At 59.0% G+C, this 19,060-nt stretch carries 15 protein-coding genes and 1 pseudogene; 8 read left to right on the plus strand and 8 right to left on the minus strand.

The features are described 5' to 3' along the window. Positions 1 to 187 precede the first annotated feature (187 nt). Complete coding sequence (locus DNK59_RS01525) at positions 188 to 805, minus strand: response regulator transcription factor (RefSeq protein WP_110722060.1); 618 nt, start codon at positions 803 to 805, stop codon at positions 188 to 190. A gap of 146 nt (positions 806 to 951) precedes the next feature. Here DNK59_RS01525 and DNK59_RS01530 point away from each other — a divergent pair, with 146 nt between their 5' ends. Continuing rightward, on the plus strand, positions 952 to 2,610 hold the full coding sequence (locus tag DNK59_RS01530; protein ID WP_110722061.1) for a hybrid sensor histidine kinase/response regulator: 1,659 nt from the start codon (positions 952 to 954) through the stop codon (positions 2,608 to 2,610). Here DNK59_RS01530 and DNK59_RS01535 read toward each other — a convergent pair. The 3 genes from DNK59_RS01535 to DNK59_RS01545 all read right to left on the minus strand — a co-directional run bounded on the left by DNK59_RS01535 (position 2,588) and on the right by DNK59_RS01545 (position 4,123). Then, positions 2,588 to 3,235, minus strand: coding sequence for a carboxypeptidase-like regulatory domain-containing protein (locus DNK59_RS01535; RefSeq protein WP_110722062.1), 648 nt, complete (start codon positions 3,233 to 3,235; stop codon positions 2,588 to 2,590). The genes DNK59_RS01530 and DNK59_RS01535 overlap by 23 nt on opposite strands. Before the next feature lie 104 nt (positions 3,236 to 3,339). Further along, positions 3,340 to 3,633 (minus strand): hypothetical protein, encoded by a 294-nt coding sequence (locus DNK59_RS01540; RefSeq protein WP_092310874.1) that lies wholly within the window; start codon positions 3,631 to 3,633, stop codon positions 3,340 to 3,342. Positions 3,634 to 3,862: 229 nt separating this feature from the next. After that, positions 3,863 to 4,123 (minus strand): hypothetical protein, encoded by a 261-nt coding sequence (locus DNK59_RS01545; protein ID WP_371920242.1) that lies wholly within the window; start codon positions 4,121 to 4,123, stop codon positions 3,863 to 3,865. A 639-nt stretch (positions 4,124 to 4,762) separates the two neighbouring features. Here DNK59_RS01545 and tssI point away from each other — a divergent pair. The 7 genes from tssI to DNK59_RS01570 all read left to right on the plus strand — a co-directional run bounded on the left by tssI (position 4,763) and on the right by DNK59_RS01570 (position 11,968). Then, entirely contained in the window at positions 4,763 to 6,802 is a 2,040-nt protein-coding gene (gene tssI / locus DNK59_RS01550; protein ID WP_110722064.1) for a type VI secretion system tip protein TssI/VgrG, read from the plus strand. A gap of 37 nt (positions 6,803 to 6,839) precedes the next feature. Then, positions 6,840 to 9,446, plus strand: coding sequence for an N-acetylmuramidase domain-containing protein (locus tag DNK59_RS31975; protein ID WP_218281264.1), 2,607 nt, complete (start codon positions 6,840 to 6,842; stop codon positions 9,444 to 9,446). 1 nt (position 9,447) lies between these two features. Further along, on the plus strand, positions 9,448 to 9,951 hold the full coding sequence (locus tag DNK59_RS01560) for a hypothetical protein (RefSeq protein ID WP_110722065.1): 504 nt from the start codon (positions 9,448 to 9,450) through the stop codon (positions 9,949 to 9,951). A gap of 35 nt (positions 9,952 to 9,986) precedes the next feature. Continuing rightward, entirely contained in the window at positions 9,987 to 10,187 is a 201-nt protein-coding gene (locus tag DNK59_RS31540; RefSeq protein ID WP_146249873.1) for a hypothetical protein, read from the plus strand. 526 nt (positions 10,188 to 10,713) lie between these two features. Beyond that, the gene (locus DNK59_RS31545; protein WP_146249874.1) at positions 10,714 to 11,073 is read left to right on the plus strand and encodes a hypothetical protein; all 360 of its coding nucleotides are present in this window, start codon (positions 10,714 to 10,716) and stop codon (positions 11,071 to 11,073) included. 32 nt (positions 11,074 to 11,105) lie between these two features. Continuing rightward, positions 11,106 to 11,462, plus strand: a complete 357-nt coding sequence (locus DNK59_RS32325; RefSeq protein ID WP_110722066.1) for a hypothetical protein — start codon at positions 11,106 to 11,108, stop codon at positions 11,460 to 11,462. A gap of 2 nt (positions 11,463 to 11,464) precedes the next feature. Beyond that, positions 11,465 to 11,968, plus strand: a complete 504-nt coding sequence (locus DNK59_RS01570) for a hypothetical protein (RefSeq protein ID WP_110722067.1) — start codon at positions 11,465 to 11,467, stop codon at positions 11,966 to 11,968. Between the two features lie 238 nt (positions 11,969 to 12,206). Here the strand turns inward: DNK59_RS01570 and DNK59_RS01575 are convergent. From DNK59_RS01575 to DNK59_RS01590, 4 genes and pseudogenes are all read right to left on the minus strand, one after another. Next, positions 12,207 to 13,043: pseudogene (locus DNK59_RS01575) on the minus strand (IS5 family transposase). 514 nt (positions 13,044 to 13,557) lie between these two features. Further along, positions 13,558 to 15,978, minus strand: a complete 2,421-nt coding sequence (locus DNK59_RS01580) for a glucose/quinate/shikimate family membrane-bound PQQ-dependent dehydrogenase (protein ID WP_110722068.1) — start codon at positions 15,976 to 15,978, stop codon at positions 13,558 to 13,560. Positions 15,979 to 16,095: 117 nt separating this feature from the next. Next, positions 16,096 to 17,469, minus strand: coding sequence for a carbohydrate porin (locus DNK59_RS01585; RefSeq protein ID WP_110722069.1), 1,374 nt, complete (start codon positions 17,467 to 17,469; stop codon positions 16,096 to 16,098). A 222-nt stretch (positions 17,470 to 17,691) separates the two neighbouring features. Then, on the minus strand, positions 17,692 to 18,894 hold the full coding sequence (locus DNK59_RS01590; RefSeq protein ID WP_110722070.1) for a benzoate/H(+) symporter BenE family transporter: 1,203 nt from the start codon (positions 18,892 to 18,894) through the stop codon (positions 17,692 to 17,694). Between the last annotated feature and the right edge of the window lie 166 nt (positions 18,895 to 19,060).

The following is a 19,060-nucleotide window of genomic DNA, read 5'->3' on the forward strand; positions in this document are numbered from 1 at the left end:
CTGCGTGGGACGGCTGCGCCAGCACGCTGTTCCTGGCCTGCCGCCCAATGCCATGGCGTTTATTCAGGCGTGCCAGGACCGATGCTGCCTTATTTGCACAGGGCTTCCTAGCATTAAAGGGGCTGGCGGGACCAATGGCCGCGGCCGACTCCGGGGCCCGGGGGGAGGGCGGGACGCTGGTCGCGGCCTACCAGGTCTCGGCGTATTTCACCGCGGCCGCCGCCCGGGACGGCACCTTCAGGGCGTGCAGCAGGGAAGACACATGGATACGCACGGTAAATGGCGAGATCTGCAGTTCCCGGGCGATTTCCTTGTTGGTCTTGCCCTGGGCGATCAGCCGCAGGACTTCCTGTTGTCGGGTGGTCAACTGGCTCACTTCGGCGCTTGCGTCCAGCGGCAGCAGCAGGCCGGAAGGCGCGTACTTGACCACCACTTCGCCTTCGCGGATGGCCTGGATCGCCTGGCCGATCTCCTCCGGGCTGATGCTCTTGCCGATGAAACCGTCGGCCCCGGCGGCCATCACTTCGCCGATCAGGTCCTGGTTGTCGATCATCGACACCACGATGATCGAGGTCCGGGGCAGTTGGCGGCGCAGGTCGGCAATCAGGCTCACCGAGGTCAGGCCGGGAAAGCGCAGGTCGAGGATCAGCGAGTCCGGTTCTTCACCGGTCTGGGTCAGGGCCAGCACCGCGGCCAGGTCGCCGGCCTCTTCCAGCAGGGCCTCGGGCAGCAGGCGCTGGAGGGTGCGCAGCATGCCTTCGCGGAACAGCGGGTGGTCGTCGGCGACGATAATCCGGCACGTCATGTCGTGAAACTCCTTGAAACATCCAGTCCTGCGCCCATGCTAACTTGACGCGCGGCGTTGCCACTGCCCGCTGGTCGTGTCCGATACGCGGTTTTGCAGAGCGGCAAAAGACCACGACAGCGCCGATTGCACAAGGAGGTGATTGCATGAACGTCGAGAAGGACAGCGAACTTGACCAGGCCACCCTGCGGATCATCGTCGCCGGTTGCGCCCTGGTCTGGTTTAGCCTGATCGGTTTTCTGCCGGGGCAGCAGGTCGAGCCCTATGTGCCGGTGATGATCTACATTGCCCTGTTCATGCTGGGTTCGATCATCCTGCGCATGGCCATTGCCCGCTGGCCCGGGCACTACCCGGCGCGGCGCATCCTGGGCATGGTCTACGACTACACCGGCACCTGTTACGGCCTGGTGGTAGGCGGCGAGGGGGCGTTGCCGATCTATGCGGTGATGGTCTGGGTCAACCTGGGCAATGGCATGCGCTTCGGCTCGCGCTACCTGGCGATCGCCACCGTGCTGGCGCAGGTCGCGCTGTTCATGGTCTACCTGCTGACCCCTTACTGGCAGGCCCAGCCCTACATGGTGCTGATGCTGATGATCACCAGCACGGTGATTCCGGTGTACGCCCATATCCTCCTCAAGCGCACCCGCCTGGCCTCCGAACAGGCGATTGCCGCCAACCTGGAAAAATCCCGCTTCCTGGCCCAGGCCAGCCATGACCTGCGCCAGCCGATCCACTCCATCGGGCTGTTCACTGCCTGCCTGCGCGAAGCCAACCTGGGGGCGGATGAGCGGCGGCTGGTGGACAACATCGACCGTTCGCTGCTCAACGTTTCGCAGCTGTTCCGTTCGATCCTCGATCTCTACACCCTGGACAACGGGCGGGTGCAGCCCAAGTACGACACCGTGCACCTGGGCGAGCTGCTGCGCGACCTGGTGCGCCAGAACACCGAAGCGGCGCGCTGGGCCGGTGTCGAACTGCGCTTGCGGCCTTGCGCCCATTGGGTGCGGGTCGATCCGGGGTTGCTGGCGACCATGGTGCAGAACGTGCTGTCCAACTGCTTCAAGTACGCCGCCGAGCGGCCCGTGCTGATTGGCGTGCGCCGGCGCGGTGCGGGCCTGGCCATTGTCATTTATGACCAGGGCCGGGGGATTGCCGAGGAACATCTGCCGAAGATCTTCGATGAGTTCTACCGGGTCCGCCAATTGCGCGACAAGGACGTCGAAGGCGTCGGTCTGGGCCTGTCCATCGTCAAGCGCCTGGGGCAGTTGACCGACCTGCAGGTGACGCTCCGCTCGCGGGTCGATCGCGGCACCACGGTCAGCCTGCATGGCCTGTCACTGGCCGCGCCACAGCGTTTGCACGGCCGTGACGAGGCACTGCAGAGCGGCTTGCTGACCGGATTGCGGGTCTGTCTGGTGGAAGATGACCGCAACGTCCTGCTGGCCACCTCGGCGCTGCTGGAACGCTGGGGCTGCGTGGTCCAGGCCGAGTCGAGCGGCGAAGACCTGCTGACCGACTGCGACATCATCGTCGCCGACTACGACCTGGGCACCCGGGCCTCGGGCATCGAATGCATCGACAGCATCCGCCAGCAGCGGGGCTGGGAGGTGCCGGCGTTGATCATCACCGGGCACGACATCGAGAAAATCCACGCCGCCCTGCACGATCGCAACATCGCCATCCTCTCCAAGCCGGTGCGCCCGGTGGAACTGCGGGGCGTCTTGCGGGCCCTGCGCGAAACACCGCGGGCGTCGGCCCGCAGCGCCTCGACACCAGCGGCGGTTACCAGGTCCGGCACGGGATAAGCAGGGGGTAGTTGGTCATGGTCAGCTTCTTGTTCTCGCCGCTGGCGAGTTCGACGAAGTCATCCAGCATCCCTGAGTACGAAGAGATCGAACTGCGCTCGGTGTAGTAGTGAGTGGTGACCGGCCCGTAGTTGGTGTTGCTCTGGCCAGTGCCCACGTACTCGTTCCAGCGGCTGGTGCCGTACACCATGTCCTGGCCCTGGACGAAGTAGCGACCCGGTTGCAGGCCGGTGAACTGGAAGATGCCGTTGCCGTCGGTGCGGGTCACCCGGTGCACGGCCACGGCCTCGGGGGCCATGCTCACCGGCGCGCCTTCGGGCTTGGACGCACGCAACTTATGCCAGGCCTGCAGGTGCGGGGTGACCGGGTAGAGATAGATCTTGACGTCGCGGCTGTCCTCGATGCCGTCGTTGCCGACGATGCAGAACTTGCCGGTGAGTGTGGCGGTGCCCGGTTGCAGGGCGGCGCGGGCGGCCTGGGTGTCGAAGGGGACCTCGGGGTACTGCACGGTTGGGATCTTGACCGGCGGGTATTCGTCCAGGGTTCGCCCTTGGCGCGGCGCACAGGCCATCAGGGTACAGGCGAGCAGGGCCAGGCCTGTCACCATGAAAAGACGGGATTTCATCAACTCAGGACCTTTTCAGGAAGGAGCGGTGCTCGCCCGACGCTGTCCCGCTGCTACACCGGGCAGCCCGTCGTGGCGAACCTGGTTGGTCAGGGGCTAGCGCTTTATTGCTTGCTGCACTCGGCCGGCAGCGCTACCGCTCCGCCCATGCTGGCGAAGGCGACCATGCCGCCACTGGGCAATACGCAGTTGTATTCGCCGGCGCTGGTGCTGGCGGTGAAGTAGGTCTGGGACGCGTCGCTGCGTACGTTCGAGACAGTGGAAACCGGCTTGCCGAGGGTGATCTGCGCGCGGTTCTTCAGATCGTCGTTGCTCGGCTTGGCGATGGCGCAACCGCCCAGGGCGAGGGCCAGGGCGCTGAGCAGGGTGAGGGGACGGAGGCTGGACTGGAGTTTCATGATGACTCTTCCTTGGTGTTGTTGTGTTTTCAACGGCGCAGCCGCTCCCGACACCGCAGAACGGCGGTATTGGGGGAGATCGGGTGGTTGCTCGGCACTATAGCCCCGGGCTGGGGGAGGGTCGATTAGCACAAATGGGCTAATGTCGCTTTGCAATTACGGGGCGCAGGGGACGGCGATCGGGGCAGCTTGATGGGCCCAGCGCGGTGCTGCTGGGCCCGGATCAGGCTCAGGTGAGCAGTTGTTCCTGCAGGCGCCGGCCGAGTACGTCCAGCAGGTCGCAGCCGTCGCGCAGGGGGATGATGCAGAGTTGGGCGAAGTCCTGGAGCAGGGCCGGGTTGCTCTGCAGGTTGTCGTGGCTGGCGATGTTTTCCAGCAACTGGGTGGCCGCGCGAATGCGGTGGGCGGCGGCCTCGTGGAGCGCGTCCAGCGGGGCCTGGGTGTCCACCAGCAGGGCGGGGATGTTGTAATCGTTGCTGGTCAATGGCATGTGACGAGAGCTGGGCTCCGTCGCAGATGTGTCAGGTTTGTTGGGTTTGACCTTTTTCATTTGATCGAGCTCCGGGTAGGCATGAGAGCTGCCAACGGCCTTCCTACGGGCTTGGGTGGCAGCCGCGCGCGGGGTAGGAATACCGAATACCCTTGGACTCGGCCACGCCGAAGCGTGCCCGCGCACGGCCGCCGCGGCTGATCTTACGGATGCGACAGATGCTCCGCAATCAGACGGGCGCTTATGCGCCAAGGGTTATCGAAGGGTTCCTACGCCCTGTCACTGAATTTGCAATGACCCCCAGACCTTAAGGGCATCGCCTTGGAGGGACAAGGTGATGCAATCGGACGCGAGTTGTAGGAATTTTCGGTGACCGCGATTTGAGGGGCAGGGTATGCCGAGGGCTCCCACCGATCAGTCGCCACATGAGCATTCGCAACTTTCCTTTCAGCACCCTCAGCACCCGGATGGCGGTGAGATAAAGGAGGTCATGGAACGGGCTGATCGGTCGGTATTTCAGACATTTCCTACAAACGTGACGAGTTGCAACTTGCTAGGTTACTGCGCGTCCGCAGCGTGGCCTCGGCCCCGCAGCGCTTGGGCTAATGGACTTAGCCGCAACACGTCAAGGAGCGACCCATGTTCAGCCCGGCCGACCAGACCCACTTCAGCCTGGACATCCAAGGCATCCAGCACGACTTCCAGGTGCTTGCGTTCAAGGGCACCGAAGCCATCAGCCAGCCGTTTCGCTTCGACCTGCAACTGGTCAGCGAACGCCCCTTCATCGACCTCGAACCGCTGCTGCACCAACCGGCCTTTCTCGCCTTCGATCCCCAGGGCCACGGCGTCCACGGGCTGATCCAGCGCATCGCCCAGGGCGACGCCGGCAAGCGCCTGAGCCGCTACAGCCTGTCGCTGCTGCCGCAGCTGGACTACCTGCGCCACCGCAGCAACCAGCGGATCTTCCAGCAGCTCTCGGCGCCGCAGATCATCGCCCTGATCCTCGAAGAGCACGGCATCCTCGGCGATGCCTACCAGTTCCAGATCCAGCAGCTGTGCCCTGCGCGCGACTACTGCGTGCAGTACGCCGAGAGCGACCTGCACTTCATCCAGCGCCTGTGCGAAGAGGAAGGCCTGCACTACCACTTCCAGCACAGCCGCGAAACACATTTGCTGGTGTTCAGCGACAACCAGAGCGTGTTCCGCAAGCTGGGTCGGCCCACCGCCTATGTGCGCGGCAGCGGGCTGGTGGCGGATGAGCCGGTGATCAAGAGCTTCAACGTGCGCCTGGAAACCCGCACCAGCCGCGTCACCCGACGCGACTACGACTTCGAAAAACCGCGTCTGCAAATGGAATCTGCCTACAAGCCCGAAGCCAAAAGCGCAGAGCCGGACCTGGAAGACTACGACTACCCTGGCCGCTTCACCGACCGTGAGCGTGGCAAGTTGCTCAGCCAGCGGGCCCTGGAACGCCACCGCGCCGACTATCTGCAGGCCGAGGGTTGGGGCGATGAACCGCGGCTGGCCAGCGGGCATTTCCTGGAACTGTCCGATCACCCGCGCCAGGAGTGGAACGACCTCTGGCTGCTGACCCAGGTCACCCACGAAGGCCAGCAGCCCCAGGTGCTGGAGGAATCGATCACCAGCGACAGCGAGGCTGAAGACGGCTTCCGGCAGGGCTACCGCAACCGCTTCCTCGCCACACCCTGGGACGTATTCTTCCGCCCGCCGCTGGACCATCCCAAGCCCCGGGTCCTGGGCAGCCAGACCGCAGTGGTCACCGGCCCGGCAGGAGAGGAAATCCACACCGATCAATATGGCCGGGTCAAGGTGCAGTTCCACTGGGACCGCGAAGGCCAGGGCGACGACCGGACCAGCTGCTGGCTGCGAGTCGCCTCCAGTTGGGCCGGCGACCGCTACGGCGCCATCGCCATCCCGCGTATCGGCATGGAAGTGCTGGTGGACTTCCTCGAAGGCGACCCTGATCAGCCGCTGATCAGCGGTTGTCTCTATCACCAGGAACACCCCGTCCCCTACGAACTGCCGGCCAGCAACACCCGCAGCACCTTCAAGACCCTGAGTTCACCGGGCGGCGCGGGCTTCAACGAAGTGCGCATCGAAGACAAGCAAGGCGCCGAACAGATCTTCGTCCACGCCCAGCGCGACTGGGATGAAAACATCCAGAACGACCAGAAGATTCGCGTCGGCCACGAGCGCCACGACACCGTCGAGCAAAACAGTTACAGCGAATTCAAGGCCGAGGAACACCGCACCGTCCACGGCGAACGCAAAGTCGAGGTCAAGGCCGACGATCACCTGAGCGTGGCGCACGACCAGCACATCAAGCTCGGCACCGCACAACTGCTAGAGGCCGGCCGCGAGATACACCTGCAAGCAGGCCAGAAGCTGGTGATCGAAGCGGCCAGTGAACTGACGGTGCAAGCCGGGGGCAGCTTTATCAAGCTCGATGCCAGCGGCGTCAGCGTGAATGGAGCGTTGCTCAAGGTGAATGCGGGAGGTGCGGCGGGGGCTGGCTCTGGCATTGGAATCCAGCCGCCGGTGCTACCCGGCGTGGCGGATAAGGATAAGGCCGGGAGCTTGATGGAGAAGGCCTTGGTGAATCCATTACAAGAGCCGATCACGCCTCAGCGACAACGGCTGATCAATTTCTCCGGCTGATAAAGACTCCCTGATACAGGGGGGCAAGGACGAAGTCATGACAGAGGCATCGGGCAACCAAAAGACAATCGATAAAGTCGAGAACTGGGTATTTCCACTGAAAGTGGGAACGACCCGGTCGCTAGATCCACAGCAGTATTACAAGGCCTTGGCCAAGGCCGAAGATGGTTTCTACCCCATAGGTGCCAACGGCCTTTGGCATGGTGGTGTGCATTTCGATGACGCCAGCGGACTGGTTTCAGACAAGACTGAAGTTCGTTGCATCGCTGACGGCGAGGTGGTGGCGTATCGAATTGACAAGACTTATCCGGTATCCGAGTACGGTTCGAAGAGAGCGCCATTTTCCACGGGCTTTGTGTTGGTCAGGCACCGCCTTGAACTCCCTGCACCTCCCGGGTCACCTGCCACGGCGGGTCCTAGCCTGATTTTCTTCAGTCTGTACATGCATTTGCTGGATTGGCAGGGCTATCAAACCACTCCGACACTCAAGCGCCCCGGCTTCTGGAACGCCACCTACAAGGTCAAAGCGGCAGCATCCGACAAACTGCTCGGGCTTAGGGTTCGTAGCAGCGACTCTGGTGGTAATACGCCGATATTGGCGGTATTGCCTCGTGGAACCACGGTGTTCACCAAACCTGCACCCGATACTCAGAGATGGCTGGAAGTGGTCGACGTCATACCAGCGGTAGCCGAACTGGCAGAGCAGACTGGCTGGGTATTCAAGGAAGAAATGCAGCGCATTTCTGCGGATCAATACTTTGTGGGGGACAAGGCCCGGGATCTTCCACCGGAGCAGAAAAATGGCGCAATCGTGCGTGATGCTTTTGCCCAGGGAAGGCCAATAGGCTTTCTGCCGGTAGGCACGCAAATCAGAATCAGCGACGAAAAAAACTCTGGCAAATACCGCAAGTTGCTCGAAATTGTCAGTGGTGAGTCCATGCCAATTCTTGTTCCAGAGGTTGAGGGAGTGTTGCCAGGGTATGTCTCCCTTGATCTTCTGGACGCAATGAGCACACCGGAGGATATGGACAAGGTTGTCCCTTTGAAAACGGCTTATAAAGTCAAGGCGGGCGAACTTCTTGGGCATGTGGGCAAGTATCAGAATCAATCGGACTCCGCGCCGAAGAATCTGCTGCATCTGGAAGTGTTTAGCTGTGAAGACGTCAAGACGTTTATCCAACAGAGTCGATCCAGAGCGGCCAACTTGCCTGCAAAGGACAGGACCTTGGTCAAGGTCGCAAAGGGTGCAAAGCTGATCAGCCATGTGGCGGGTATGAATGCAACAACCCCACCCAAGGCATCCGACTCAGGTCACCAGATTGGTTATGACCTGATTATCCCGTTGCAGGTGTTGGAGGCTTTACCCTCTGAGAGGAAGATCAAGGCGCCGGTGGTCATGGGCGGCCTGACCACTTACACCTATTGGTGGCACTTGGAAGGAGTGCTTGCTGATGTATCGGGCAACGCCATCAGTGGCTGGTTTGCTGAGCCGGATATAGCGCTATCGCGACATTCGTCTTTTGAGTGGGAAGGTTTCACTTTCCTTGAAGAAACCGTCAGCCATGTTGAGCACTACGTTGCCTTTCTGGAGGCACAAAAAGAACTTACGGAAGAAGAGCTTGCGATTTATCAGCCTGAAGTTGTAAAGGCTGGAGCAGGCCCCGTCACACAATCCCTGTACAAAATTCTTGATAAGAATGGTGATAAAAAGCTACTGCCTGATGAAATAAGGGAGGCGCTGGGTAAGCCTTGGTTTTCCCAACCGATTTCGCAGATGCTTGCGACGTATCAGAGCGAGTGGCACTACAAAAAGGAAAGCTGGGACTCCTTGGATAAACTAATAGGGCATTGTAAGTCAAAGCCCAATAAAGATTGGGCTGAAGAGAAGAAACGGATTCAGAGTTTGAGTTGGTGGTCGGCGTTAATGGGGGGGGAACTAGGCTGTGAGAGTGGTAGATGTTGGTATATCCATCCAGTAGGTCTTTTTTCTAACGCACGTAGCTTGAAGCAGCACCCTGAAATATTTATTGGAGGCACGAAGGTAGAACTTGAGTTTTTAGAGCTGTATGACGGCTCGATAATTGAAGAGGATGATTATATTGCAGCAGCGGATGCGCTTGGGTGTGAAGTTGAAGCAGTAAAGGCTGTCGCCATTACAGAAACAGCGTCATCAGGTAGCTATTTCACAAAGGCCGGGGACGATGAGGTTACAGCCATACTTTTTGAAAGGCATTATTTTCATCAGTTGACTAACGGTCAGTTCGACTCATCGAATCCTGATATATCGTCTAGTAGTAGGGGCGGTTATGGTACGTACTCTGCGCAATATGGGAAATTAATCAGGGCATATCGATTGAGTGCAAGCGCAGCTCTGAAATCAGCATCATGGGGGCGTTTCCAGATTATGGGTAAGAATTTTTCTAGTGCTGGGTATTTATCGGTTGAGGAATTTGTGCGGGACCTTAGTCGTTCAGAGAAAAACCATCTGAAAGCATTTGTGAATTTCGTCAAGGCCGATTCGGTCTTGTCTTCTGCAATTGTGCAAAAAGACTGGTTGAGTTTTGCACTTAGATACAATGGCCCTGCTCAAGATGGATATGATGTCAGAATGACGAGCAACTATAATTTGCTTAAGGGTATTTGAGATGTTGATCCGAATCAGTGCTTATGTGTTTTTAGTGCTTTGGAGTTTCTGTTCATGGGGCGCTCAAGAGGAAATGTGCGAAAGCGAAGTGGCCATTTTTCAATGCGAGATGCGAGGAGGAAAAAATCTAGCGCTATGCCCTGAATATGTTGATGGTGACCTGTCGGGAATTCAATACCGCTTCGGCAAAAAAAACAATAAGGAAATGATTTTTCCTAGCAATGGATTTGGTTTTGAGGGGTTCACATTTAATCACTATTTTCGTTATCAGGTTTCTTATGCGAAGTTTAGCTTTGTCGTGGGGAGTTACAAGTACGAAATTTATAGTAACTATGATGGCGAGGCGTTTGGGGGAGGCAAAAAAAGTGCTGGGGTTGTTGTGTCCAAAACTCCCGAGATGAAGGAAGTGCAGATGTCATGTGGAAAAATATATATAGACAATCTTAAAGAGGTTGCTCCCTATGTGACCTGTGATAAAGATGATGCCTTAGGGTGTGAGAAGTGATTTTTTATAGTTGTTTTTAAAAATCAAGAATAAAAATGTATGGAAAACTCTATTATGGCGCGCTGCCCAAATCAGATAGCAGCAAAGACGGCTGGCATGGACAACGGTGCTGCCAACTCATTGACCGGGGGATGGTAGGAGATGGGGGCGATTTTACTGTCAAGGCTTTATACAAAATACTGGGCGACGTAGCTATAAAAATCATGAAAAATATAGAGCTTGAAATCTTACGCTAGATCCTAATTCGAAACTGCTTGTCATAGATGATTATAATGCTTGCGATGCATCTGAATTCTATTCGGCCAATATCAATACGCGCAGCATGCACACCGACTCGGAACAGGGACTGGCCGCACCGAATGCAGAATTGACGAAAACTTGGCGGAAGGAGTTGAGGAGGTTGCATGTGGGGGAGTCGATTAGTGATGACAAGGGGCGGTGTGACTCGGCAGAAAACTTCAGGCAGGCTGTACTCAGCAAATAATATAGGTCTGATCAATCGTCTGGTTGACGGCAACGGATACTATGAAAGACAAGTCCGCATTTCCTTTATGCTCCGGAAACTAATCGGCAGCATTTCTGAATCTAAAATAATGATTTTGTCTCCTGCGGGGACGGCTACTATCCATGCAGGTATGCGGCCTGCGGAGTCGCTGAATGAATACTAAGGAAGTAATTTTGACAGCGTTGACGGCTTTTCTTTGTGTCTATTCAAGCGCAATTGTTAAGATTTAATCCAGACAAAAAAGTGTAATAAAACTTTTGTGGAATGGATCAGGGTTTGATGTAGATGTTAGCGATAATGGCCGTCACAAAGTCAGTGAATTTGCTTTTGAGACGGATAAGAGGCTGCATGTAAAGCTTGATGATTTCAATTTTGATGGGGTTGGGGATTTTGCTGTTTGGCACACTGACGATGGGATGGGGGTTTACAAGGTTTTTAGAGTGTTTGTTTATGACGCTAAGAAAGGAGTGTTCAAGGAGAGTTTTTCAAGCTGTGGTGGTGAGTTTATAGACCTCACGATTGATAAACAAAACAAAAGCCTAAACAGCACTTACTATGAAGATAATATTCCAAAACAGTGCGTTACTAAGCTTCCGACGAAGGCGGCCAACCGCTAGTCAGCATTTGCCCGTATTGCAAGAACCCCCCGGTGCCTTGCGAGCTTCTGGCGGATAAGACCAAGGGCTCGCCTGGCGTCGCTGATTTCAACGAAAAGCACATCGAGGACAAGACAGGCGCGGAGCGGATTTTCGTCCATGGCCAGCGCGACAGGGGCGAAAACATCCAGCACAACCGGAAGATCCACGTTGGCAACGAATGCCATGACATGTTCAAGCAAATACGAGTATCAAATTGGGGCGATGCTCATGAGGTCGCATTTTCGAGAAGGCTTCTATCTGCGGCCGCAGCCATAAACCCCACTGTGGCGACCAGTATAGTTTTTGGTTTCACCCAACCCCAGGGAGCAGTCCGGACTGGCCGTAATACTTTTATTTTGGATGAGTGAATATGAAATTTTTTCTAGCGATTTTACTGTTCTTTCCGATTGCTTGCGCTACAGCAGTGGAAGTTTGTGATATCGATAGTTCGAGATACTTTATTTCGCAGTGGGCAGAAGAGGGCGAGCCGATACAGATGCTTTCAAAAGTTGATGGGCCAAGATTCTCCGTTGAAAGAGTCAAGGTTGTCTATAGTGATGACCTTAATGATGACGGGGTAAGAGATTTTATTTTTTCTCATGTCGGTAGTGAGGGGTCAAGTAAGAATAGGGTTTATGGTTTTTTTATTCAGTGTCGAGGGTATTTGAGGTTTGTAGGTGGAGATTATTTTGCGGGTGTTAAGGTTCTAGATGCTTCCCTTGGTGATAAAAATAAGTATAAAAAAATTGAAATATATTCCTACCAAAGAGATCGAGATGGAGGTGTTTTGTACAAGGGGCAGGAAGCGCTTACCAAGTCGCATGTGTGGAGTTTTAATCAAAGTGCTCAGAGGTATGAAGGCGAGTCAGAGTGAGTTTTTGTGACTTTGGTAACTGATGTGTTCATGTGTTTTTAGCTGGCTTTGGTTGCCGTTGAAAAGCCAGGTCTGTTATGTCGAGAGTTTCTGAGGAGAATGAAGCGCAGCTATTCTCTTAGGGAAACTCCGAACAAGTTACCCGTCAGCCGGAAATGGACGGCTTGGAGATGCCGATAATCCCGATTTTCAGCCGCTGATTATTGGATAACCAAGGCACAGCCTTGGTTTTCTGCCCTCACGGGCGCACCTCTCCCGCAGCAGGCAACAATTGCTGGCGCATCATCCACAGATTCGACAGGGCAAATAGCGTAGTCAGTTGCGCTGTGTTCTTGGCCAAGCCACGCAAGCGGGTTTTCACGTAGCCGAATTGGTGCTTGATCACACTGAATGGATGTTCGACCTTCGCTCGTGCCTGCGCCTTGACCTTCTCAATCTTGCGTCTGGCTTTGTAGAGCACGCTGCGTTTGCTCAAGTGCTTTTAGGTGCTATGACGAGCCGCAATCTGCCAGATCACCGACCTTCCTTCATGCTCCGGCCGCTTCTCAACGCCGGTATAACCCGCGTCGGCACAGATAACATTTTCATCGCCATGCAACAGCTGAGCGACCTCCGTTACATCGGTCACATTCGCCGCTGTGCCGTGGACGTGGTGCACCAGACCCGACTCGGCACCTGCACCGATATGCGCCTTCATGCCCAAGAAATATTGGTTACCTTTCTTCGTCTGATGCATCTCGGGATCGCGTTTGCCTTCCTTGTTCTTGGTCGAACTGGGTGCGTGGATGATGGTGGCGTCGACAATGGTGCCCTGGCGCAACGACAGGCCCTTGTCTCGCAGGTCATTGTTGATGGTTTCCAGAATGCTCGCCGCCAACTGATGCTTCTCCAGCAGGTGCCGGAAATTCATGATTGTCGTGTCTTCGGGGATCCGAGCGCTGAGCGTCAGACGAGCAAACTGGCGCATCGAAGTGATCTCGTACAGTGCCTGTTCCATCTCGGCCAGGAAACACTCACGACGGGTTTGCTTGCGCTTACCGGCGTACTCGAAATCGAAAAAATTCATCTGATTCATGGGGTGGCGGGCTTGTAGAGGGCAGTTGGACGGAGGGCTACTTCAGCACAGGTCAGATGGCCTGTGCTGACTTGATCGGAGAAATTCCTAATTAGGCGGTGGTTGTGGGTGATATGGCTTGGCGCAAATCATTCACCACGATCTTTCCCCTCTCGCACAGTGAGTCAGCCGGCCAGGCATAACGCTCGCCCTGGGACCCGGCAGCCCCTCTGGCCGAACGCGAACAAGCTTACTTCCGATACATCTACATACACTCAACACTCCTGTTGATGGGCAACGTATGCAGCTTGCTGAGTTCGGCCCATATCAATACACGAAGCATGCACTCCGACTCGGGATTGGTCGCGCCGGATACGGAGTTGGCGAAGACTTGGAGGTAGGAGATGTGGAACCTTCACCGCCACGTCCCCCAAGAGGCCATCACAGCCAAGCTGGTTAGTGCGTTATGCGTAGCGATCACAAAAAAAGGCGGCTACCCGTAGGTAGCCGCCTTTTTCATCCCTGCCGGTAACGCTTATTCCGTCAGTTTGTAGGCAATGATGTAGTCGCCCATCTTGGTGCCCAGGGAGCCGTGGCCGCCCACGACCACCAGCACATACTGCTTGCCATCCTTGCCGGTGTAGCTCATCGGCGTGGCCTGGCCGCCCGCTGGCAGGCGGGACTTCCACAGCTCCTTGCCGTTTTTCACGTCATAGGCGCGGATGTACTGGTCCAGGGTGCCGCTGAGGAAGCCCACGCCACCGCCGGTGACCATGGAGCCGCCCATGCTTGGCACGCCGATCGGCAGGCCGATTGGGATCGGTGAGCTGTCGCGGCTGGTGCCGTTCTTGTGCTTCCACACCACTTTGTTGGTGGTCAGGTCGATGCCGGCCACGTAGCCCCAGGCTGGGGCCTGGCAGGGTACGCCCAGCGGCGACATGAACGGGTGCATGATCACCGCGTAAGGCGCGCCGGTGTTGGGTTGCACACCCGAGGTTTCGCTTTCGCGCTTGCTGTCGGCGGCGACTTCGGCGCGCGGCACCAGCTTGGAAACGAAGGCCATGTAGTTCGGGCTGGTGAACAGCAACTGGCGCACCGGGTCCAGGGACACGCTGCCCCAGTTGAACACGCCGACGTTGCCCGGGTAGATCAGGCTGCCCTGCACCGATGGCGGGGTGTACTGGCCGTCGTAGCGCAGTTGCTTGAACTGGATGCGGCACAGCATCTGGTCGAACGGCGTGGCGCCCCACATGGCCTTTTCATCCAGAGGCGGGTTCAGCAGGTTCAGGTCCGAGCGGGCCTGGGTCGGGGCGGTGTGGTCGCCTTCGACCGCGCCGGTCGGGGCCGGTACTTCACGGATCGGTACGATCGGGGTGCCGTCGCGACGGTCCAGTACGTACAGGCTGCCTTGCTTGGTCGGCTGGATCAGCGCCGGCTTGACGCCGTCCGCGGTCTTCATGTCGAGCAGGGTCGGCTGGCTGCCCACGTCCATGTCCCACAGGTCGTGGTGGGTGAACTGGTAGTTCCAGCGCAGCTTGCCGGTGTCGATGTCCAGGGCCACGGTGCCGGCGCTGAATTTCTCGGCGCCCGCGCTGCGGTTGCCGCCCCACTGGTCAGGCATCTGGTTGCCCAGTGGCAGGTAGACCATGCCCAGTTTCTCGTCGACGCTGGCCAGCGACCACATGTTCGGCGAGTTGCGGGTGTAGGTCTTGCCTTCCGGCAGCGGCGTGGTTTCGTCGGGGTTGCCCGAATCCCAGTTCCACACCAGGTGACCGTCGTGGGCGTCGAAGGCGCGAATCACGCCGGACGGTTCGTTGGTCGATTCGTTGTCGGTGACGTGGCCGCCGATGATCACCAGGTTACGGGTGATGGCCGCCGGCGAGGTGGAGTAGTAGCCACCCGGGGTGAACGGGCCGATACCGGCCTTGAGGTCCACAGCGCCCTTGTTGCCGAAGTCTTCACAGACCTTGCCGGTGTCGGCGTTGATGGCGATCAGGCGCGCATCGGCGGTGGGCAGGAACAGGCGGCGCGGGCAGCTGGCGGCGATGGCCTGGCCCGCGGGGGACAGGGTGGCCGGCTGGCTGATGGCGTCGGTGTTCTTGAAGTTGGCTTCGTCGTAGTACGACACGCCACGGCAGGTCATGTGCGCCCAGCCACGGAAGTCGTCGCCGTTGGGGCCTTGGATCTGCGGGTCGAAGCGCCAGATTTCCTTGCCGGTGTCCGGGTCCAGGGCCAGTACCTTGCTGTGGGCGGTGCAGGCATAGAGCATGCCGTTGACCTTCAGCGGGGTGTTCTGGTTGGTGATTTCCACCGGGTCCTTGGCGGTCGGCATGTCGCCGGTGCGGATGCGCCAGGCTTCCTGCAGCTTGCCGATGTTGCCCGGGGTGATCTGCTTCAGCGGCGAGTAGCGGTCGCCAAACTCGGTACGGCCATAGGCCTGCCATTCACCTTCGGGCATGGCCGGGGCGGTGCTGGCCATGTCGGTGCTGTCGCGACCCAGGTCGCCGGAGATTTCCCCGGGGTTAGTGAACTGGCTGCCGATGGCGGCAGCGCCGGCCAGGACCACGGACACGCTCAGGGCCGCGGTGCCCAGTGGCGCGGGGCCATTGCGCAGCAGCGGACGGCGGAACCAGGGCAGCAGCAGGACCACGCCGAGGGCGAACCACAGCGACAGGCGTGGCACCAGTTGCCACCAGTCCAGGCCGATTTCCCACAGCGACCAGACGGTACTGGCAAACAGCACCACGGCGTACAGGCCCAGCGCCGCGCGTTTGCCGGCCAGCAACAGCAGGCCGGTCAGGGTCAGGCCGATACCGGCCAGGACGTAGTACAGCGAGCCGCCGAGCAGGCTCAGCTTGATCCCCCCGGCCAGCAAGGCCAGGCCCATTAGCAGCAGCAAGATCCCGAGCAGGCCTGGCAGCAGGCGGCTCGGACTTGAAGCACCCTCAGTGCTCATAGTGTGGTTCTCCGTGACGTTAAGAGTGGACCCGCGCTTGTTCACTGTAGATGACGATCAGGCGCGGGCTTGGTTCAGCTGAAAACTGTGAATGGCGTCGTTTTTTGCCTCGCGGCCTTAGAACGAACTCTGGATCTTGATCCCGCCGATCAGCGCGTCGTCCACCTGGCTCACGCCACCGGGATGACGGATGTACTGCAGGTTGGGGCGCACGGTCAGCCAGTTGGCCAGGTGCACTCCGTAGTACAGCTCGGCGCTGTATTCGGTGTCCTGGGGCGGCAGGTAGCCGGGGTTGTCGTAGTCGTGGATCGCGCGGGCCTGGTTGCTGGCCTGGGCGTTCTTGCGGTACGCCGGGTTGACGTGGACCCGGGCCAGGGCGAAGCCGATGTCGTCCTTGGCCCGGGCATCGAACAGGCCCTTGTAGACCAGGCCGGCCTGGACGTAGTTGTCGATGGCGTTGGTCTTCTTGTCATGGGCGGTGACGTTGGCGAATAGGCTTAGGCCGCGGGAGTGGTCGCTGGCGACGCTGGTGATTTGCTGCTGCGCGCCCAGCCACAGGCCGTGCTTGCTTGAGCTGCTGCGATAGGCTTCGCCGGTGAGGGCGGCGGGCTGGCCGTTGCCGTCCTTGTACACGTCAGCGGCCTTGGCGCTGCTGTAGTAGTAGCCGGCGCGGTACTCACCGGCCAGGCCGTTGAGCTTGGGCGTCCACACCAGTTCCACCGGCAACAGGGTGCCCTGGGTGCCGCTGCCGCTGAGCTTGAAGCCGTTGTCGCGGTCCAGGTTCGACGGGTTTTGCTCATAGGCGCCGATCTGCGCGTAGACCTCCGGCGTCAGGTGGTATTTGACCCGCAGTGCCCACTGGCTGACCGGCCAGTTGTACCAGACGCTGCCGGCCCAGTTGCCCACCTGGGAGCCGCAGAACGCCAGGTTCTGGAAGTCGCAGGGAAAGCTGTTGAAGTCTTCGCCCTGGCCGAAGCGGCCGGCCTTGATGTCGAGCTTCTGGTCGAAGAATTTCTGCTGGTACCACATCTGGGTCAGGCGCCAGGTCTGGCCGCGGCCCCAGACTTCCTGGGCCGAGGTGAAGCCGCCGACCCGTGGGTCGTTGATCCGGTCGTTGCTGATGTTGTCGCCGTCGCGCTTGGTCACGGTCAGTTGGAACTCGGCGTCATTCCAACCGAGGATCTTCTGCAGGTCCAGGTGGCTGCCGAAGGCGAACTGGTCGCTGTAGCGCGCGGTGCGGTCGTGGTCGTAGCCACCGTGCAGGTTCGAACCCATCTCGCCGACGTAGTCGACCTTGAAGTCGTAGCCCTTGTTCGCCAGTTCCGTGCGGGTGCCGTTCCAGTCGCCGAGCATCCAGGGCGAGTCGCTGTCGAAGGCCGGAGCGGCCTGGGCGCAGGCGGCAAACCCCAGGGCGCCGAGCAGGCTCAGGGTCTTGGGCAGGGCAACGGGTGTCAGGACAGCGCTGTCTTTTAGGCGCTGAAAAGCGGGCATAGGCATTCGAGTCAGGTCTTTTTCTAGGAATAGGCAGAAGCAAGGGCAGGCTGCGTGGCCTTGATCGCGACGGATCAAGGCGGCATGCCGCTGATTTCAAAAGGAAAGATGAAGCGTTTCAGCTTCAGGGTGCGAAGGATAAAGCGCCGTCTCCTGGAGAGAAAGCGCTTTTATTGACATGAACCGTTTCGGATTCGGTAACAGTGGCCGGGCCCGGCAGGTTCAGCGCGGCGCGGTGGCCCCGGCGAGGGCGTGTTTCTGCCGGGTGTAGCTCAACACGAAGTGCGCCACCAGGCCGAAGATCAGCCCCCAGAACGCCGCAGCCAGGCCGAGGTAACTCATGCCCGAGGCGGTGACCAGGAAGGTGATCAGCGCGGCTTCGCGTTGTTTCTCATCGGCCATGGCGCCGCTGAGCCCGGCGCTGATGGCGCCGAACAGGGCCAGGCCGGCCAGGGCCGCAATCAGCTCCTTGGGCAGGGCGGCGAACACCGAGGCCAGGGTCGCGCCGAAAATCCCCATGAGGATGTAGAACAGGCCGCAGGCGATCCCGGCGATGTAGCGCTTGTTCGGGTCTTCGTGGGCTTCGCGACCGGTGCAGATGGCGGCGGTGATGGCGGCGAGGTTGATGCCGTGGGAGCCGAAAGGCGCCAGCAGCGCCGAAGTGATGGCGGTCCAGGACACGATCGAGCGCGCCGGGGTGGTGTAGCCGGCGCTGCGCATCACCGCCATGCCCGGTACGTATTGCCCGGTCAGGGTCACCAGGGCCAGGGGCAAGCCGATGTTGACGATGGCGTGCCAGTTCCACTCGGGGGCGATGAAGATCGGTTCGGCCACCGCTAGGGTGATGGAGCCGCCATTGAACTCGCCAAGGCCTGCGGCCACGGCGCAGCCCACCAGCAGCACCGCGAGAATCGCGTAGCGTGGCGAGAAGCGCTTGCCCAGCAGGTAGGCGGCGATCATCGCCAGTACCAGGGCCGGTTGCAGGGTGACCGAAGTGAACAGCCCGGCGCCGAAGCGGAACAGGATGCCCGCCAGCATGGCCGCGGCAATGGCCTTGGGCAGGCGGCTCATGAGCTTGTCGAAGGCTCCGGACAGGCCGAGCACGGCGATGATCAGCGAGGCCACGACATAGGCGCCGATGGCCTGGGGCAGCGACACCGTGGGCAGCATCGATACCAGCAGCGCCGCGCCGGGCGTGGACCAGGCGGTGATCACCGGCACTTTCAGGCGCCAGCTCAGCAGCAGGCCGGTGAGGCCGCTGCCGATGGAGATGGCCCAGATCCAGGACGACACCTGGTCACTGGGCATATGGGCTTCGCGGGCGGCCTGGAACACGATGATCAAGGGGCCGGCGTAGGAAATGATCACGGCGATCAGGCCGGCGATCACGGCGGAGAGGGACAGGTCCTTGCTGAGACTGTGCATGGCATCTCGACTGGGCGTGGGGTGGAAGGAATTGAGTCGATTGAGTTGGCGCTGGCTGAGTGTATTTCAATGAATTGAATCGATCCAATCGTTTCTCGATGTGGGCGCACGAAAACGCTAGTGTTAAGTTTTTAAGTTATTGATTTGTATAGGTTTATAGGTCGAG

It is taken from the genome of Pseudomonas sp. TKO26, assembly GCF_003225665.1.
GTDB lineage: Bacteria > Pseudomonadota > Gammaproteobacteria > Pseudomonadales > Pseudomonadaceae > Aquipseudomonas > Aquipseudomonas saponiphila.

What these genes read in the sequence shown, in the direction of transcription:
- DNK59_RS01540 (WP_092310874.1), bottom strand. Translation starts at nt 3,633, where the DNA reads ATGAAACTCCAGTCCAGCCTCCGTCCCCTCACCCTGCTCAGCGCCCTG.
- DNK59_RS01525 (WP_110722060.1), bottom strand. Translation starts at nt 805, where the DNA reads ATGACGTGCCGGATTATCGTCGCCGACGACCACCCGCTGTTCCGCGAA.
- DNK59_RS01590 (WP_110722070.1), bottom strand. Translation starts at nt 18,894, where the DNA reads ATGCACAGTCTCAGCAAGGACCTGTCCCTCTCCGCCGTGATCGCCGGC.
- DNK59_RS01530 (WP_110722061.1), top strand. Translation starts at nt 952, where the DNA reads ATGAACGTCGAGAAGGACAGCGAACTTGACCAGGCCACCCTGCGGATC.
- DNK59_RS01585 (WP_110722069.1), bottom strand. Translation starts at nt 17,469, where the DNA reads ATGCCCGCTTTTCAGCGCCTAAAAGACAGCGCTGTCCTGACACCCGTT.
- DNK59_RS31540 (WP_146249873.1), top strand. Translation starts at nt 9,987, where the DNA reads ATGTATGGAAAACTCTATTATGGCGCGCTGCCCAAATCAGATAGCAGC.
- tssI (WP_110722064.1), top strand. Translation starts at nt 4,763, where the DNA reads ATGTTCAGCCCGGCCGACCAGACCCACTTCAGCCTGGACATCCAAGGC.
- DNK59_RS31975 (WP_218281264.1), top strand. Translation starts at nt 6,840, where the DNA reads ATGACAGAGGCATCGGGCAACCAAAAGACAATCGATAAAGTCGAGAAC.
- DNK59_RS01535 (WP_110722062.1), bottom strand. Translation starts at nt 3,235, where the DNA reads ATGAAATCCCGTCTTTTCATGGTGACAGGCCTGGCCCTGCTCGCCTGT.
- DNK59_RS01580 (WP_110722068.1), bottom strand. Translation starts at nt 15,978, where the DNA reads ATGAGCACTGAGGGTGCTTCAAGTCCGAGCCGCCTGCTGCCAGGCCTG.
- DNK59_RS01560 (WP_110722065.1), top strand. Translation starts at nt 9,448, where the DNA reads ATGTTGATCCGAATCAGTGCTTATGTGTTTTTAGTGCTTTGGAGTTTC.
- DNK59_RS01570 (WP_110722067.1), top strand. Translation starts at nt 11,465, where the DNA reads ATGAAATTTTTTCTAGCGATTTTACTGTTCTTTCCGATTGCTTGCGCT.
- DNK59_RS01545 (WP_371920242.1), bottom strand. Translation starts at nt 4,123, where the DNA reads ATGCCATTGACCAGCAACGATTACAACATCCCCGCCCTGCTGGTGGAC.